This window comes from Acetobacter papayae JCM 25143, from assembly GCF_000613285.1.
In the GTDB taxonomy this organism is placed as follows: Bacteria; Pseudomonadota; Alphaproteobacteria; order Acetobacterales; family Acetobacteraceae; genus Acetobacter; species Acetobacter papayae.
This window is the reverse complement of sequence record NZ_BAIN01000056.1, coordinates 1-14599: the sequence shown is the minus strand read 5'-3', so window position 1 is coordinate 14599 and position 14599 is coordinate 1. Positions and strand designations below refer to the sequence as shown.

Below are 14599 nucleotides of genomic sequence, written 5' to 3'. Positions count from 1 at the left end.
TCTTATCGGATGTTCAGCGTGCAATCGTGAGTGTGCCATCATCAAACTGATGGAAGATTTCTTCCCATTTGCGGCAGACGGCCTCGGCATCCTTCTTCCTGCCAGTGTTGTAGAACCATTGCGGATGATTGAGGTTTTTGATGGTCAACCGTATGCCGCTGTTTTTGATGGCTTTGACGGTCGGAGCCACATTGGCGAATGAATCATTCACAAATCCCTGAAAGGCGGTGCCAGGGGTGTTCCCGGTCGTGATCTGCTTTTGTGGCGTGATAATGGCCCATTCCCATTGACGGACATCACTCCATTTCAATGTGACCATCCTGTTTTTCTCAATGATGTAGAGAAACGCGCCATCGTAACAGATGGCTGTGAGGTAACCATCCAGATCAAGCTGATAGTTGATCTGGACGGGGCGATGGGCAAACAGATCTCCATACATCTTTGGGAACGCGATCAGGAGATCGCCCTCAATGTGTCTGGCAACCCTGCTGGCAAGCCATCCGCCTCCCAGCATCAGGAACAGCAGGAGAAGGAAACCGACTGGAAGTGCTTCCTGCAGCCCAAGGATAAGGCTGAGAAACAGGACGATAAAAACCGCACCTCCAAAGACTGCGATATAGCCTTTTGTTGTGTTGAATTTCAGATTCACATCTCTGACAGTCATCGGTCCAATATCCCCTCTTGAAATTTCGGAATAAAAAAACCTATTCTTCGTACTGGCCCCATTTTCCTTCGATCTTGACGAAATCAAGTTTCTGCTTCTGTGGATCTTCTCCCACCTTGAACGTGACGTCGCAGCGGAAGATTGGCAGCTTTTCTCCGTGCACCTCATAGGTGCCCCGCGCCTGACAGGTCAGTTCAGTGACCTGTACGACCGGGGGTGCCGGGTGACGGTGATCAAGAATGTCTCCAAATGACCTGTTGCCTTCAGCGGCATCAGCATAATTCTGGGAAATAATGCTCTGAATTTCTGCCTTGGAAGGGCCACTCTCACCGCAGCCTGCCAAAGGAAGCAGAGCGATAAGCCCGAATAAAGGAGCGGCAATTCGGGAGACAGTGATTCTGGACTGTGTGTTCATGGTTCTCTCAACGGATTTCAGTTGGGGTGTGCTCAGGTTGTCTGCAGGACAAAAGTCGGTCATCCCTGACAGACGCCGTTTTCCAGCCTGCAGGTGGAGGGGATGCTTTTGCCGTTCTTTGTCAGTGTTCCGGTGGCCAGATCGTATGTGTCGGTTTCCGCCGGGGTATTGACGTATCGCCCGATGATCTGGGGAAACGTCATGGTGATCCTGCTGCCTGAGATCGTCGGCCTGGCACTTGCGCAATTGCCGAAGAAGGTGGTGGGTGACTTGCTTCCCTGCGGTGTGACCTGAACGATCGCATACTGGGCACCGCATGCCTGTCCGCCAGCGGACGTTAGAAGAAGGATGTCCGTCTCGCCGGCTTCCGCGATTTTTCTCACGAAAAGAGCACTATTCCCGGCAATCCCCGGGGTCGTGGGGCGTCCGTTAATGAGCAGGGTATTGAGAGGGCCGGTTCCCGAGGCCAGGCCGTAACGCGTCTGATCTTCGCGTGGTGAGTCCGCCCATGCGGAAGTCAAAGCTACGCCGCCCACAGTCAAAAGGGACAGGGCTGCAATAGAAAAGCAGGATCGACGCAATCGTTTTTGATCTTGGCTCATGGTTTTCCGACCTTCATCAAATATCTCAAAGTGGCATGTCAGGTTCCGGAAATATGAAATCTGTCTCGCGCCACACTACACTGACTGGTGTGAGCAGAATTCGTGGTTTCTGAACATCTCTCAGGTCGTGCCGAAGATGTGGGAAATGCCGCGTTAAAAAAGGGGTTTTTGGGTAATGAGACGCTATGGGTATGTCAGGGTGTCAACAGAGCATCAGACCAACGATCCGCAGATCCTGGCTTTGCGGCAGGAAGGCCTTGCTGACGGACAGATTACGCAGGACGTTATTTCTGGTGGCGTGCCCGCCCTGCAGCGTCCTGGTCTTTCTACCTTCTGAGAAGCCTCAGGTCAGGAGACTGTCTGATTGCTGCCAGACTGGATCGCCTTGGCCGCGATACGCTGGATGTGATCGGCCTGATCCGGATCCTGAATGAACGGGATATCAAGCTGAGGATTATCAATATTGGCGTTGAAACGGATACCCCGAACGGGCGGCTGTTCCTGACCATTCTTGCCGGGTTTTCGGAGTTTGAGAAGGAGATTATCAGGGAAAGAACCATTGCTGGTCTGGCGGCTGCCCGCGAGGCCGGGGTGAGGCTGGGGCGTAAACCCAAGCTGACGGCAGTCCAGAAATCGCATGTCAGGATGCTGGCAGCGACTGGCCAGACCAATGGTCAGATTGCACAGGTCATGGGGGTGTCTGTCTCAACCATCCAGCGTCTGACAGCGACAAAGGACTCATCAAAAAGCCGCATTTTGGGTATGTCATGATGAGCGACAAAGATGGGCGCTTGACGGCGACCCGGAAACCACCGTTTGTGACTCTTACCTGTTCTGAAACGAGGTCGGTCCGAACGGGTTTCAGAAACCTGATGATCTGTCGATATCACGGGCTTGTGTGTTTCGCACAGCATCAGGCGGTCAGGCTCTGCGGCGCTCCTTGTGGAAACGGCCGTCCTTTATCCTTGCAAAGCGCCATAGACGCGGGCCTGTTCATATTGAACGTGGGGCTCATGTTCAATATGAACAGGGGGGCTCTGTCATCATGATGCCCGATGTTGAAAGGCTGCGAAAAATCTGGGCGCTTGTAGAGCGTGGTGGTTCAGCCGGGGAATGTGCGGCGGCAAGAGAACGGGCGCGCGTCATTGCCGAGCGATATGGTTATGTTCTGGATGATATTCCGGTGCTGCTGGCAGGAGGGGATGTCTATAAGGCCCGCGAAATCCGCGAGCGCCAACAACGCGAAAGGGAGGCCCGGAGGCGGGAGGCGGAACAGGCCTCAGCCAGGAAGGCAGCACTTAAGGCACACCGTCAGACGCTGCGAGATCAGTCTGATGAGATTACTGGACGATATGAGGGAAGGTTGTTCTGCGTGATGCCTGACGAGAGTATTCTTGTCGACGCTGTGCAGAGCCATGCCTTGCCGGGATGGCGCGCAGGATATGATTGGTCACCAGGTGCGCTGGAGGCGTTGCGGACCGCTCTTCCATTACCGAAGACAATGGATGAAGCTCTTGCGGAACTGAAGCGGTGGACTACGCTTCGCGATGACCGACAGTTTGTAAGGCGTGCCTACAGGCAGGCCAGTCAGCACGAGGATGTCATGCCAGAGCCTGTTTTGCAGCGTATGAAGATTCTGGCCGATCTTGTTCAATTTGAACTGGTGCTCACAAACATCGAAGATCTGATGAAGCGTGTGAGTTTCCAGATGGCCGCTGGGAAAGGCCAGCAGGTATCTGGCGCCATTGGGCTGGAAGCGATCCTGCGTGATCTGGACGCTATCCGGCAGGAGCGCGAGATTGAGACCGAAGACCTGAAAACGCACATCAGGCAGTCAACGGCAGACAGGCTCCTGATCAGGCTCAGGGGACAGGCTCCAAAAAATGGCGGACAGAGCACGGCCACAGAGCGAAGGACGGCGGTTGAGGCTATCCTGAGATCTTCTGAAAGCCAGAAAATGACGCTCCGTGAGATCGCCAGTAGGGTTGGTGTCTCGCCGGCAACGGTTCTGAACATTAGACGCAGGATGAAAACGACACGTTCAATTTGAACATTGGATCAATAAATGTCCACTGGCTCTGGACATGCCCTGATAGCCCGACTTCATGACTTATATGCGGATGGATATATTGTCGGCTAGGGGCGGGTAAACGGACTGTCCGGTTTCGGATGGAAATTTGAAAAACCGGACATCCATTTGGTAGTTCTATTTATAATTCCCACTCTATTATTAATGAAGTAAATTTCCTCATATATACCAGAAACTTAAAAATTCCCTATGCATGGATGCCATGGAAAATACCATTTATCTGCGACAGCCCCTCTTAAAACTCAATCTTGAGCATCCGGTCTCATAGGGTTTCTCCCTTAGTTTTCTGGGCTGACCTCAAACCGTTTCATGCCCGACAATATCCATAAGTTGCTCATAGCTAGTGACAACATCATACTTGACTCGATCATGACTAACATGACGCTCAATCTCATCAAAAAACTTCCGCGCACAAGCTATTTTGGTCTTCTCGATCTCTCGGAGCTTCATTGAGGACATTGTGCCTTTGGTTTCCGCGACGAAGTAAACGTGCTTGACATGGCCTTCCTTGAAAGCAATTGCCCAATCAGGGTTATAGTCGCCGACAGGTGTCGGGATCAGGAAACCACGCGGCAACTTGGCGTAGACTACCACCTCTCTAGCAGTATCAAGTTTCTCAACGAATTTGCGTTCGATTCCGGAATCGGTAACGACATAGTCATAGATATGATGTTTAAGTTTGGCTGAAGCTTGGAGAAATCTTGGCCTGTCTGGTTTGCGGTAAAGATATCCACATCATACCGCTCGGACAGACCGTCGTAGGCAAGCCGTTCGATGATCATCGTGGCCTTTTGTTCGGCAATGATCCGAGAAGCTCCGCAATGAAGTGCTCGGGATTCTCCTTGAACTGGCCAAACACACTGACCTGAATCCGAGTGAGAATGTCGGCCACAGTCTTGCGCGTTAGCTCTGTGTTTTCGGCGACCTTACCAAGAAGATCGTATTTCACGAGGGAATGAATGGAGCCACCGCGTTCAGTTGTTGAGTCCGTAAGAGCGAAGCCGTCACCAGCTTTTAATTGTTCATCGGTCAGTTCGTCACCTTGGATGCCGATCTGCACAGTGTATTGAAGCGGTGTGACCCGAAGCTGGCTGTCGAGCGCGTTCACGCATTTGCCAACCAGTTCGTTGGAATCGAATTCGACGCGATAGACAGCCTTCTGGTTGATTCGCCCCCAGAGTTCCTGGAACTCTTTCTTATCGAAATTGTCGTTCAGCGGATTGATCTTGGATTTCCGACCATCATCTACCTTCGGCAACTCGGCATCGCTGAATACGCTGTCGATAATCTGGAAAATCTGATCGGCGTAAGGCTTCAGGTCGTCCGGTAAAGCTGTCAACGTTCCAGCCTCTTTGGCCTCGTGGTAGGCTGGAGTTATCTGATCTGCTTCGTCCGAATAGTCGTTTTTCAACAAATAACGATAGATCTGCTTCGCCATCGCTGGCGTGATCTCGATTGGGCCCGCATCGGTCGCAATGATTTTCCCGGTGAAATAAGCCTCGGTCGCCTTCCGGGGGCGGGATGTTAGTGTGTCGGCAATCTCTTTCTGGAGGCCACTGACAAAAGCCGTATAGCTTTCGCTAGCTACAACTGTCAGCATATTGATGTCGTGGACTACAGCGGGGTTGTCCATACGGTCGCCGTGCTTATCCACTGACAGGCGCAGTCCACGGCCAACTTCCTGGCGACGCGAGATCGTGTTGTCGCTGTGCTTGAGCATACACATGACGAACACGTTGGGATTGTCCCACCCTTCTCGAAGAGCCGAGTGCGAGAAGATAAAACGGGTTGGCTCGCTGAAGGATAGCAGTCGTTCCTTGTCCTTCAGAATCAGATCATAGGCATCCACATCGTCGGATTGTCCTTTGCTAGCGCCAGTCTTGGTGATTGCGGGATCTTTCAGATGCTTGGTTTTCTTGTCTATCGAGAAATAGCCTTATGCGTCTTGGCCACATCGATACCCGCCAAGTACTTCCTATAATGCCGGTTATCGATCTCCAGCTCTCCCAAATATTCCGCCTTGAGAAGCTCATATTCTTCCTCAAACACGCGGGCATACTCGCCCTTCTCATCGGATCTCTTGTAGTCACGATACTTCACCACCTCGTCGATGAAGAACAGTGACAGCACTTTGATTCCTTGGGCGAAGAGCTGGTGCTCCTTGTCGAGGTGCGCCCTGATTGTCTCGCGGATCTGGATGCGCCTTATGTCGCGCTCGGACACGTCTCCGGTCGCCTCGCCTGCATTGAGCACCAGTCCGTTGGTGAACTCCACCGTGTCGTTGCGGGCGTCGATCTGCGAGATGACGAAGCCATCCCGATACTGGTCCAGCTCCCCGGACTCGGCAAAAAGATCGTCCCGACGCTCCAGCCGCCTGAGCTGCCGCTTGATCTTGCCGGACTTCAGCTTGACTTCGATTTCGATGCGCGCCACCGGCGCCTTTTTCGAAATGTCGATGCCTTCGAGGTACAGATAGGCGTTCGTGCCGGCGAGACCGCGTGTCTGAATGCCTCGCACGGCGATCTTCTTCACCAGCTTCTGGTTATAAGCGTCGAGCGCATCAAGCCGATGAACGCGATTGTGCTCGGTCCGGTGCGTCGCCGAGTAGCGGAGGATCATCAGCGGCTTGAATTTGGGAAGCGCCTCCATCGTGGCGGCGCCTTCCATCTTCTGAGGCTCATCGAGGATCAGGATCGGCCGGTTGCTGGCGATCACATCGATGGGCTTGCGCGACTGGAAATCGTCCATTTCGTCGTAAATGCGCCGGTTATCGGCACCCCGGGCGTTAAACGCTTGGATGTTGATCACCATGACGTTAATGCCAGCGTCCGACGAAAAGCCCTCCAACTCATGTAGCCGCCTGGAGTTGTAAATGAAGAAGCGCGCCTTCTTGCCATAACTCTCGGTGAAATGGTCAGCGGTGATCTGAAGCGATTTATAGACGCCCTCGCGGATGGCGATGCTGGGCACCATGATGATGAACTTCGACCAGCCGTAACGCTTGTTCATCTCGAACATGGTCTTGATATAGCAATAGGTCTTGCCGGTGCCAGTCTCCATCTCAATATCGAGGTTGAACCTGCATCCGGCGCTGGAGGCCAGCTTGTCGGAGATCGGCAGGTTCTGCTGCCGCTGGACGGCCTTCATATTGGCCAGCACCTGAAGATCGGTTAGGACCAGGTCGGCGTTCTTAAAGCCCTCCTCGAAGGCGCTGGCCTGCGCCTTGCAGCCGGGATCGATGCGGTAGGCGATGCCGTTCACCAGCGGCTGACCGGCAAAGCAATTCACTACCGAGTCCACAGCCTGGGTCTGATAGGGCTGGACCTTGAATTTCAGCTTCATTCCCGCCTCCCTCAGATCGACTTGACGTCAGTGCCGGGGGAAAGCTGGCGGAAGACCTGCTCGACGTTGATCTTCACGGCGTCCGACACGAAGCCGTTATCACGGAAGACGACGCGCAACGGTTCGCGACCGGCAAGCTCCTTCACCAGCTCCTCGGTCACGCCAGTGTCGAAGCAGGCGACCAACGCATTGTCGTCCACCAAGAAGACGGTCTTGCCTTGTATCGTCTCGCGCCGGATCGGCAGGGTCAGGTCCACGCCCCAATCGACCAACACCTGGAACAGCAAGTCTTCTGGATTCCTGTCCGGCTTGATGTTGTCGACGGCTGCGAGGAGGTCCTGCTGATCAATCTGGTCCGGGCGATAATAGACGTCCTGCATGTTGGACGTATCTACTTTCATCACGCGGAAGCCAAAGTCTAACTCTTTGGCGTTTGGAAAAAGCTCAACGACATTACTGGCTGACCGGCGAAGTCGTTCTTTTCCAATATCTGCAATTGTTTTGAAACCTGATTTTACGGCCCCGGTTTCCTCGCCTAGCGGCTCAGGCAACTGGATCATTATGAAACGCCGCTGAATCTTATCTTCGGCATTTAACTGCATAATTGCGTGCGCTGTACTACATGAACCCGCAAAAAAATCGAGAAATATGTCCCCATCTTTCACAGATTTCGACGAAAGAAGCGCTCGCATCAATGTTGTTGTTTTAGGATAAGAAAAGAAATTTTTCTCGCCGAAAAGCTCTTCAACTTCAAGCCCTCCGTCGCTCTTAAAAGATAGAATTGATCGAAGTAAAAACTGATTAACTTCATCTAGATAAGTTATCGAGCTCGGCTGTTGATTTTCGTCTTTGGCAAACCAGATTTGTCCGCATCGAAACGACCCATCGTGAAGTTTTTGAATATCTTTGTAAGAGCCACCAACTCGACCGGCCGCCTCGTTGAATGTCTCTTCTTTCCAACGCCAACCACGATCTGGAATTTTGACCGGCTTGTTGCTTTTTGGGTGCAATACCTCATAGCGCGGGCCAAACGTATTTGCGTTTGGCCAACTCATATTGATTTTACCCCACAGGCGGTATTCGGCGTCGAACGAATTGTAGAGCGTAATTCCCCTATCGTATCCTTGCTTCTTATAAAGTTTTTTGATTTCCCTTTCTGCTTCGGCTAGCGGGACGCTTTTCTTTCTCATTGCGCTAACAAGGTCATAGATTTCATCAAGTCCATCTTTACGCATATAAAATTCATGACGAACAGCAACGTTCTTGACATAAATCAAGACAAAATCGTGTATATTGCCAACACCTTTATCGTTTTTTGGAATTCTTTTATTCCACGTAATACACTCTACGAAATTCTTCTCTCCTAAGACCTCGTCACATAGTTTGCGGAGATTATGAACTTCATGATTTGCAATTGATATAAAAATCACCCCATCGTCGCTCAGAAGATTCTTCGCAAGCTTTAGCCTTGAATACATCATACTGAGCCAGTCCGAATGAAAACGGCCATTTGCTTCATTATTTGCGACAAGGCGGTTACCTGCGTCATCTCTTTGGTTGGATTTGATAAGAAAATCCTCGCCAAATTCGGAAAAGTCATCTTCGTAAATAAGATCACTACCTGTATTGTATGGGGGATCGATATAAATAACCTTAATCTGCCCAAGATACATTTCTTGTATCAGTTTAAGGGCGTCAAGGTTGTCGCCCTCGATAAACAAATTTCTAGTATCGTCGAATGACGCACTTTCAGCGGGCACTGGCCGCAGGGTTTTCGCGACTGGAGTATTGGCAAGAGCCAACGCTTCCCGCTTTCCGGGCCAGTCGAGCCGATATCTTTCCTGAGGCCCTTCAACAACTTCGTTGCTCAACTCCTGACGCAGCTGATCAAAATCCACGGCCAGACCTAGCTGACCAGTAGCCTCATCACGCACCTCGGTCACGCAGCCGGGGAAAAGGTCGCGAATCTTCGCGATGTTCTCTTGACTCAAGTCAGGAGAGTGCATTTTTAGCTTGTCCATCGTCTGTCCCTTAGTCATTCGTCACCGCAGTGGCTGGGGCGTCCCTGTAAAGTCTCTCCAGCTCCTGCTTCGCCGCGCGCAACTCGGCATTGATCGCCACGCGCTTGTTGAACTGTTTCTCTCGCGAAAGGTGAGCCTTGATCCGTTCCGCCTCCAGTGTCTTAGCCCGGATCGTTTCCATACGCGCCACGCGCATATGGATATCTTCGCCTGCCGCCGCTGACACCGGCATCAAGGCCGTGAGAATGGCGTCGTAGAGCCCCCCGAGATTAAGTGCTATCGGCAGGGCTTGGCGCGGCGCGGCGTCTGACACCCATTCGGTCGCAAAGTAATCACTGACCACCCACTTGGCCGCATCCGCCTCGCTCGGCCGTTTGAAGGCGGCAACCGCTTTCCGCTTACCCGACCAGGTGAGCTCGAAAATCAACGGAAAGGGGATGGCGCGATCAATGGCGCGCAGCACCTCGTCGTCCAGCTTGTTGGTCCGTAGGCTGATCCCGAACACCTGAATTTCGCTCACCGCCTGCGTGGCGGCGAGGTTAATGGTCTCGGGCGCCAGTTTGAATTTCCAGACGATCTGATCGATCTGGGTAACGAACAGGTCCTTCAGCGCCGTATTCGCGCCAGCGTGCTCATAGATTCTCGTCTTGGGCACGACGCGGCCGAAGGCGGCCGCCCGGGGATAGTCGAAGAAGGCAGCAGTCATGCGGGGGCCTCTTCCACCACTAGGAAGGCGATCAGTTCGAAATCATCGAGGCCAGCGATCGTGTGGACCAACGCAGTGGTCCGCCCGCCGCTGAACAGGCTGTCAAGGTCTTTCTCCTCTTTCCCCTCGATCATCGAGCGGATGGCCGCGCTCAGAAGCGCGGAGCATTGCTCCATCTTCCGGCCATCCTGCGTCCGCTCGTTGAACAGACGACAAACAGCCTGGATCGGCTCTGGTCGACCTCTGCAACTCGTGCGGATCAGATCAAGCAGCCGCTTTACCTCGGCATGGTCAACGACGATCTCCCCGTCGCTACCGACATAGACGAGGTAATAGGGATGCAGGCGGTTCTGCTGATTGATGTTTACGCTGTCGTGGATGTTCTTCAGCGCGAAGATCACGCCCGGCAGGAGCCCGAGCGCCGGCTGCGCCAGCACGACCGCGTGCATGCCGTTGGGCAGATGCTCAAGGTCGCCGTTATCCTTGGTGTGGTTCAGGAGGTCCATGCGGAAATCATTGAGACCGAGATCAGTAATAGAGATCCCCGTCCGAACGTCCTCCAGCTCAATCACCTCTTCCTGCAGTCGCTTGAGCTGCTCCTTCCGGTAGGCGATGTCGCTGCTCTTGGCCGTCAGCACGTTATCGTCGCCGGTCGCCGTGACGTCGGCGATCATCATGCGGTTTTCGACACGCTCCTTGAGGTTGATGTAATCGTCGAGTGAGATGTCAGGCCAGTAGTTAACGAGCTGAATTTGCGAGTTCGGCGATCCGATACGGTCGATACGTCCGAAGCGCTGGATGATCCTTACTGGGTTCCAATGGATGTCGTAGTTGATCAGATAGTCACAGTCTTGAAGGTTTTGGCCTTCGGAGATGCAGTCCGTGCCAATCAGGATGTCGATCTCGTTGGTCTCGTGCGGCAGGACCAGGTGCTTCTCCTTCGAGCGCGGGGAGAACAGCGTCAGGACCGACTGGAAATCGTAGCTTTTCTTGAACGTGGTCTTCGGCGCGTCAGAGCCCGTCACCAGGCCGGAATTGAGCCCGTGGGATTCCAGGAAGGCTGGCGTCAGGTTGTTGTAGAGATACTTCGCCGTGTCGGCGAACGCCGTGAAGATGAGGACCTTGCGATTGCGGGGGTTTAGCGGCTCGTCCACCTTGCGGGTGATGATGTCCCTGAGGTGCTGAAGCTTGGCGTCGTCATCGGGACCGACCTTGTCCATCGACGCAATCAGGTCGCGGATCAAGCGAGATCGGCGCCCAAATCATACTTCCACGACGGCAAGTCCATGTCCGCAAGGTTGATCTTGATCTTCCTGCCAACCGTGAACTCGTCGAGCCCGCTCAGGTCCTCGTCGTCGGCATCGAAGCCAGGATCGCCGAGATGATCGGTGACACTCGCCGAGCCACCAGTCCGTTCGAAGGTTGAGATCGCATCGAGTGTCCGGGAAATATTCCGGCCGAGCGCCCGCAAGGTGAGCCGGAACGCTTCAACGGAGCTTTCCAGCCGCTTGAGCAGGTTGGTGGTCATAAGAGCCTGAAGGCTCCGCTCGCGATCAACCTGACGCAGCTTGCCACGCCCGCCCTCGACTTGGGTGTCGTAGATCTCTTCGTATTTGCGCAGCCGACTCGGCAGGATGTAGCTGATCGGGGCATAGACAGCGAGCTTGAGCACCGACAGGTGATTGAAGATGTCATTGAGCCCGAGCACGTCGGGCCGATAGGTGATCGGGCATTGATAGGACAGCGGCTTTCGGCGTTGCGGGAACTTGCCGATGTCCTTCGTGTCGTAGAACGTCTCGATATGCTTGCGTGACCGGGCGATCGTCACCGCGTCGAGCAGTTCGAAGAAATCAAAGTCGAGCGCCTTGAGAATGGCAGCAGCCGTTCTATCCTGCGGCGGAAGCTCGGACCAAGCATTGAACGCCTTCTGGGCACGCCGAAATATCTCCTCGACCCCAGTCTTGGTCTTGAGGTGCCGGCTCAGATTTTCAGACTCGCCTTCGTAGGCAAGGGCAAGCTGATTGCGCAGGTCATTGAACCGATTATTCACCGGAGTTGCCGAGAGCATCAGAACCTTGGTCTTCACACCGGAGCGAATGACCTTGTTCATAAGCTTCTGATAGCGCGTCTCCCGGTCCTTGAAGACGTCGTTGTTCCGGAAATTATGCGACTCGTCGATGACAACGAGATCGTAGTTACCCCAATTCACGCGGTTGAGCGGGATACCGAACGACTCCCCCGAGGTACGAGACAGATCGGTGTGACACAGAACGTCGTAGTTGAAGCGGTCCTTGGAGAAAATGTTGGTCGTCAGATTGGTGTTGTAGTTCCGCCAGTTGTCCGCGAGCTTCTTTGGGCAAAGCACCAGAACCGAGCGATTGCGCAACTCATAGTATTTGATCACAGCGAGCGCGGTGAAGGTTTTTCCAAGGCCGACGCTGTCTGCCAGAATGCAGCCGTTGTGCATCTCCAGCTTGTTAATGATGCCGGTCGCCGCGTCGCGCTGGTAGTTGAACAGCTTGTTCCAGACGAGGCTGTCTTTATAGCCGGTCAGGTCGTTCGGCAGCGCGTCTTGACCGACCTCTTCGAGGAAGTCCTGAAAGATGTTGTAGAGGATGTGGAAGTATATCCGCTCCGGTGAGTTCTCCTGGTAGACGGACTCGATATGGTCGCAGATAGTGGCCGTTACATCGCTAACCTTCTCCTCGTCGTTCCATATCTGGTTGAAGAGCTGAAGATAGACTTGGGTGTGGGCCGTATCGTCTATACGGGTCACGAGATTCGAGATCGCATCACCCTTTTGGTAGCCCAAGTCGACGGCTGTGAAGCCGCTGATCGGCATATAGGCAACGTCACCGGTTTCCGAACCCGCATGGATGAACTGCTGCATGGGCGCCTTGGTCGTGTTCGACTTGAAGCGCGCCTTCTTTCGAATCCATTCGGCGCATTCGCGGGCAACCGCGCGCTGTGTCAGCTTGTTGCGCAACTGAATCTCGAAATCGGTTCCGTAAAGCCCCCGCTCGCGCGCCGTCTTGGGGATGAAGAACTCTCGCCGCTCCTTACGCAGACGATCGGTCATTTCCATTGGCACAAATGTCGGCGCGGTGAAGATGAACTGGAAGCTTTCGACCTTCGACAACTCCGATTTGAGAGCCTCGAAGGCGTAGATCGAGAAGCATGACGCCGCAATCTTCACCCGCGAGCCGCGCCCGGTTGTCGCCTTCAGGTCGTCACCGAGGAGTAGCGAGGTGTTATCGACAAGTTTCATTACGCTTTATCCGTGTCGATCACGGAACTGCTCCGAGGGGCAACAACTCCAACGTGCTTGTAAAGCGTAGTGCGGGACACACCGTAGCGTCGGGCTACGTCGGCAACCTGGATGGCTGGATCACGAAGGAGTGCCTTAATCTCTCGCACCTGCTTCTCTCCCAGCTTCGGTTTGCGACCACCGGCGCGCCCTCGGGCGCGCGCTGCCGCCAAGCCGGCACAGGTCCGCTCGCGGATTAAGTTGCGTTCGAACTCCGCAAGGGCCGCAAAAACATGGAAGACAAGTTTGCCTGCCGCACTGACCGTTTCGATTTTCTCAGTCACGCTTTCGAAGCTGATGCCGCTACGTTCGAGATCGGCTACGATTTGCACCAGGTCGTGGAGGCTGCGCCCCAACCGATCCAGGCGCCATACCACGAGCGTATCCCCTGCCCGCAGCGCCTTGCGATACTGCTCAAGCTCGGGCCTTATAGCGTTCTTGCCGCTTGCCGAATCTTCGTAGATGACACGGCAACCGGCGAGCTGAAGCGCATCGCGCTGCAGATCAAGGTGTTGGTCCTCCGTGGAGACCCGAGCATATCCGATACGCTGATTCATTAACAGAACCAAGACATTGAAAACTTAACAGGTATATTAACCCACTGAGCCATTTAGGGCCAGCCTGCAGCATCACTTTTCTACATGTTCAGGAAATGACCGTTTTCTGGACAACACGCGCAATTTATAAATAATCTAACCGAACAACTATGAACAGTTTATCCTCTCGATTGAGTAATGCGCCATCTGGCTATCACCGGACAGAAATGACGCCTGTTCACTCAGTGCCTGCGCCATAAGCAGGTGATCAAAGGGATCACGGTGATGGATAGGCAGCCCCATCAGGATCTTCAGGTGCTCGGTGGAAATCGGCAGAAGCGTAAAACCCTCTGCCGGAATAGCATCCGTGATCTCGATGAGATCTGCATCCAGCTTCCCGATCCGGATTTTGATTGCGATCTCCCAGAGCGAGACAATACTAACCAGGATGTCGTGGGCCGGATCTGCAATGATCTCACGTGCTGTGGGCCCCAGTTTCTCAGAATCTGACAACCACCACAGCAACGCATGTGTATCGAGCAGAACCTTCACAGGGGCCCATCCATACTGTCGAGCATGTCCTGCGGCGTCTGATCGAAATCATCACTCAGCTTGATCCGCCCGCGCAGCGTACCCGGCTGGCGACGGGGACGATAGGAGGGGGATGGTGGCCGCAGCTCGGCCACGATCTCATCATGGGATGTGACCAGGATCGTATTGCCTTGCCGTGCCTGGCGAAGGTAGGCGGTCAGGTTGCCACGGAACTCCCGCACTCCGATTTTCAGTGGCGCGCTCTGGCTACCAAAAAGCTGTTCGCTCATGTGATCCTCCCTATGTGTCATCATATCATGTACACATAGGGAGAGAGCAAGCGGCAAACGTAGGAGACGTCACAGGTCCGTCGCCTCTGACAAGGC

16 protein-coding genes are annotated in these 14599 nt (G+C 53.9%); 3 read left to right on the top strand and 13 right to left on the bottom strand.

Translation table 11 applies throughout. From position 1 onward, the window contains the following. Window positions 1-13: 13 nt before the first annotated feature. The 3 genes from JCM25143_RS11715 to JCM25143_RS22395 are packed head-to-tail and all read right to left on the bottom strand — an operon-like array spanning window position 14 to window position 1282. Window positions 14-664: a hypothetical protein gene (locus JCM25143_RS11715; RefSeq protein WP_025861308.1), complete on the bottom strand. Its 651-nt coding sequence runs from the start codon at window positions 662-664 to the stop codon at window positions 14-16. A 40-nt stretch (window positions 665-704) separates the two neighbouring features. Further along, entirely contained in the window at window positions 705-1079 is a 375-nt protein-coding gene (locus JCM25143_RS11710; RefSeq protein WP_148300123.1) for a hypothetical protein, read from the bottom strand. A gap of 59 nt (window positions 1080-1138) precedes the next feature. Continuing rightward, window positions 1139-1282: a hypothetical protein gene (locus JCM25143_RS22395; RefSeq protein WP_159101638.1), complete on the bottom strand. Its 144-nt coding sequence runs from the start codon at window positions 1280-1282 to the stop codon at window positions 1139-1141. A 574-nt stretch (window positions 1283-1856) separates the two neighbouring features. On the opposite strand from JCM25143_RS22395, the gene JCM25143_RS24835 reads away from it, so the two are divergent. From JCM25143_RS24835 to JCM25143_RS11695, 3 genes are all read left to right on the top strand, one after another. After that, complete coding sequence (locus JCM25143_RS24835; RefSeq protein WP_267879953.1) at window positions 1857-2018, top strand: recombinase family protein; 162 nt, start codon at window positions 1857-1859, stop codon at window positions 2016-2018. Next, window positions 2015-2452, top strand: coding sequence for a recombinase family protein (locus tag JCM25143_RS19145; protein ID WP_369347372.1), 438 nt, complete (start codon window positions 2015-2017; stop codon window positions 2450-2452). Before JCM25143_RS24835 ends, JCM25143_RS19145 begins: the two co-directional genes overlap by 4 nt. Window positions 2453-2726: 274 nt before the next feature. Then, a complete protein-coding gene (locus JCM25143_RS11695; RefSeq protein ID WP_025861303.1) occupies window positions 2727-3731 on the top strand; it encodes a hypothetical protein in 1005 nt (334 codons plus the stop codon). 336 nt (window positions 3732-4067) lie between these two features. Here the strand turns inward: JCM25143_RS11695 and JCM25143_RS22780 are convergent, their stop codons facing one another. The 10 genes from JCM25143_RS22780 to JCM25143_RS11660 all read right to left on the bottom strand — a co-directional run bounded on the left by JCM25143_RS22780 (window position 4068) and on the right by JCM25143_RS11660 (window position 14527). Next, window positions 4068-4436, bottom strand: a complete 369-nt coding sequence (locus JCM25143_RS22780; protein WP_267879954.1) for a restriction endonuclease — start codon at window positions 4434-4436, stop codon at window positions 4068-4070. A 112-nt stretch (window positions 4437-4548) separates the two neighbouring features. Further along, complete coding sequence (locus JCM25143_RS22775; RefSeq protein WP_199897870.1) at window positions 4549-5619, bottom strand: hypothetical protein; 1071 nt, start codon at window positions 5617-5619, stop codon at window positions 4549-4551. A 71-nt stretch (window positions 5620-5690) separates the two neighbouring features. Continuing rightward, window positions 5691-7112 (bottom strand): DEAD/DEAH box helicase family protein, encoded by a 1422-nt coding sequence (locus tag JCM25143_RS22770; RefSeq protein ID WP_199897869.1) that lies wholly within the window; start codon window positions 7110-7112, stop codon window positions 5691-5693. A gap of 11 nt (window positions 7113-7123) precedes the next feature. Next, a complete protein-coding gene (locus JCM25143_RS11685; protein WP_025861301.1) occupies window positions 7124-9133 on the bottom strand; it encodes a site-specific DNA-methyltransferase in 2010 nt (669 codons plus the stop codon). A 10-nt stretch (window positions 9134-9143) separates the two neighbouring features. After that, window positions 9144-9839 carry a DUF4391 domain-containing protein gene (locus JCM25143_RS11680; protein ID WP_025861300.1) on the bottom strand — a complete coding sequence of 232 codons (696 nt, stop codon included), beginning with the start codon at window positions 9837-9839 and terminating at the stop codon, window positions 9144-9146. Further along, entirely contained in the window at window positions 9836-11083 is a 1248-nt protein-coding gene (locus JCM25143_RS22765) for a C-terminal helicase domain-containing protein (RefSeq protein ID WP_199897867.1), read from the bottom strand. Before JCM25143_RS22765 ends, JCM25143_RS11680 begins: the two co-directional genes overlap by 4 nt. Continuing rightward, on the bottom strand, window positions 11080-13107 hold the full coding sequence (locus JCM25143_RS22760; RefSeq protein WP_199897866.1) for an SNF2-related protein: 2028 nt from the start codon (window positions 13105-13107) through the stop codon (window positions 11080-11082). The genes JCM25143_RS22765 and JCM25143_RS22760 overlap by 4 nt, the downstream gene beginning before the upstream one ends. After that, window positions 13107-13703: a recombinase family protein gene (locus tag JCM25143_RS11670; protein ID WP_025861299.1), complete on the bottom strand. Its 597-nt coding sequence runs from the start codon at window positions 13701-13703 to the stop codon at window positions 13107-13109. The genes JCM25143_RS22760 and JCM25143_RS11670 overlap by 1 nt, the downstream gene beginning before the upstream one ends. A gap of 147 nt (window positions 13704-13850) precedes the next feature. Beyond that, window positions 13851-14234, bottom strand: a complete 384-nt coding sequence (locus JCM25143_RS11665; RefSeq protein WP_025861298.1) for a type II toxin-antitoxin system VapC family toxin — start codon at window positions 14232-14234, stop codon at window positions 13851-13853. Then, window positions 14231-14527: a type II toxin-antitoxin system Phd/YefM family antitoxin gene (locus JCM25143_RS11660; protein ID WP_025861297.1), complete on the bottom strand. Its 297-nt coding sequence runs from the start codon at window positions 14525-14527 to the stop codon at window positions 14231-14233. The genes JCM25143_RS11665 and JCM25143_RS11660 overlap by 4 nt, the downstream gene beginning before the upstream one ends. Window positions 14528-14599 lie beyond the last annotated feature (72 nt).

Excerpts from the sequence above, each read along its gene's own strand:
- JCM25143_RS11715 (WP_025861308.1), bottom strand. The coding sequence starts at position 664 with ATGACTGTCAGAGATGTGAATCTGAAATTCAACACAACAAAAGGCTAT.
- JCM25143_RS11710 (WP_148300123.1), bottom strand. The coding sequence starts at position 1,079 with ATGAACACACAGTCCAGAATCACTGTCTCCCGAATTGCCGCTCCTTTA.
- JCM25143_RS22395 (WP_159101638.1), bottom strand. The coding sequence starts at position 1,282 with ATGACGTTTCCCCAGATCATCGGGCGATACGTCAATACCCCGGCGGAA.
- JCM25143_RS24835 (WP_267879953.1), top strand. The coding sequence starts at position 1,857 with ATGAGACGCTATGGGTATGTCAGGGTGTCAACAGAGCATCAGACCAAC.
- JCM25143_RS11695 (WP_025861303.1), top strand. The coding sequence starts at position 2,727 with ATGATGCCCGATGTTGAAAGGCTGCGAAAAATCTGGGCGCTTGTAGAG.
- JCM25143_RS22770 (WP_199897869.1), bottom strand. The coding sequence starts at position 7,112 with ATGAAGCTGAAATTCAAGGTCCAGCCCTATCAGACCCAGGCTGTGGAC.
- JCM25143_RS11685 (WP_025861301.1), bottom strand. The coding sequence starts at position 9,133 with ATGGACAAGCTAAAAATGCACTCTCCTGACTTGAGTCAAGAGAACATC.
- JCM25143_RS11680 (WP_025861300.1), bottom strand. The coding sequence starts at position 9,839 with ATGACTGCTGCCTTCTTCGACTATCCCCGGGCGGCCGCCTTCGGCCGC.
- JCM25143_RS22760 (WP_199897866.1), bottom strand. The coding sequence starts at position 13,107 with ATGAAACTTGTCGATAACACCTCGCTACTCCTCGGTGACGACCTGAAG.
- JCM25143_RS11670 (WP_025861299.1), bottom strand. The coding sequence starts at position 13,703 with ATGAATCAGCGTATCGGATATGCTCGGGTCTCCACGGAGGACCAACAC.
- JCM25143_RS11660 (WP_025861297.1), bottom strand. The coding sequence starts at position 14,527 with ATGATGACACATAGGGAGGATCACATGAGCGAACAGCTTTTTGGTAGC.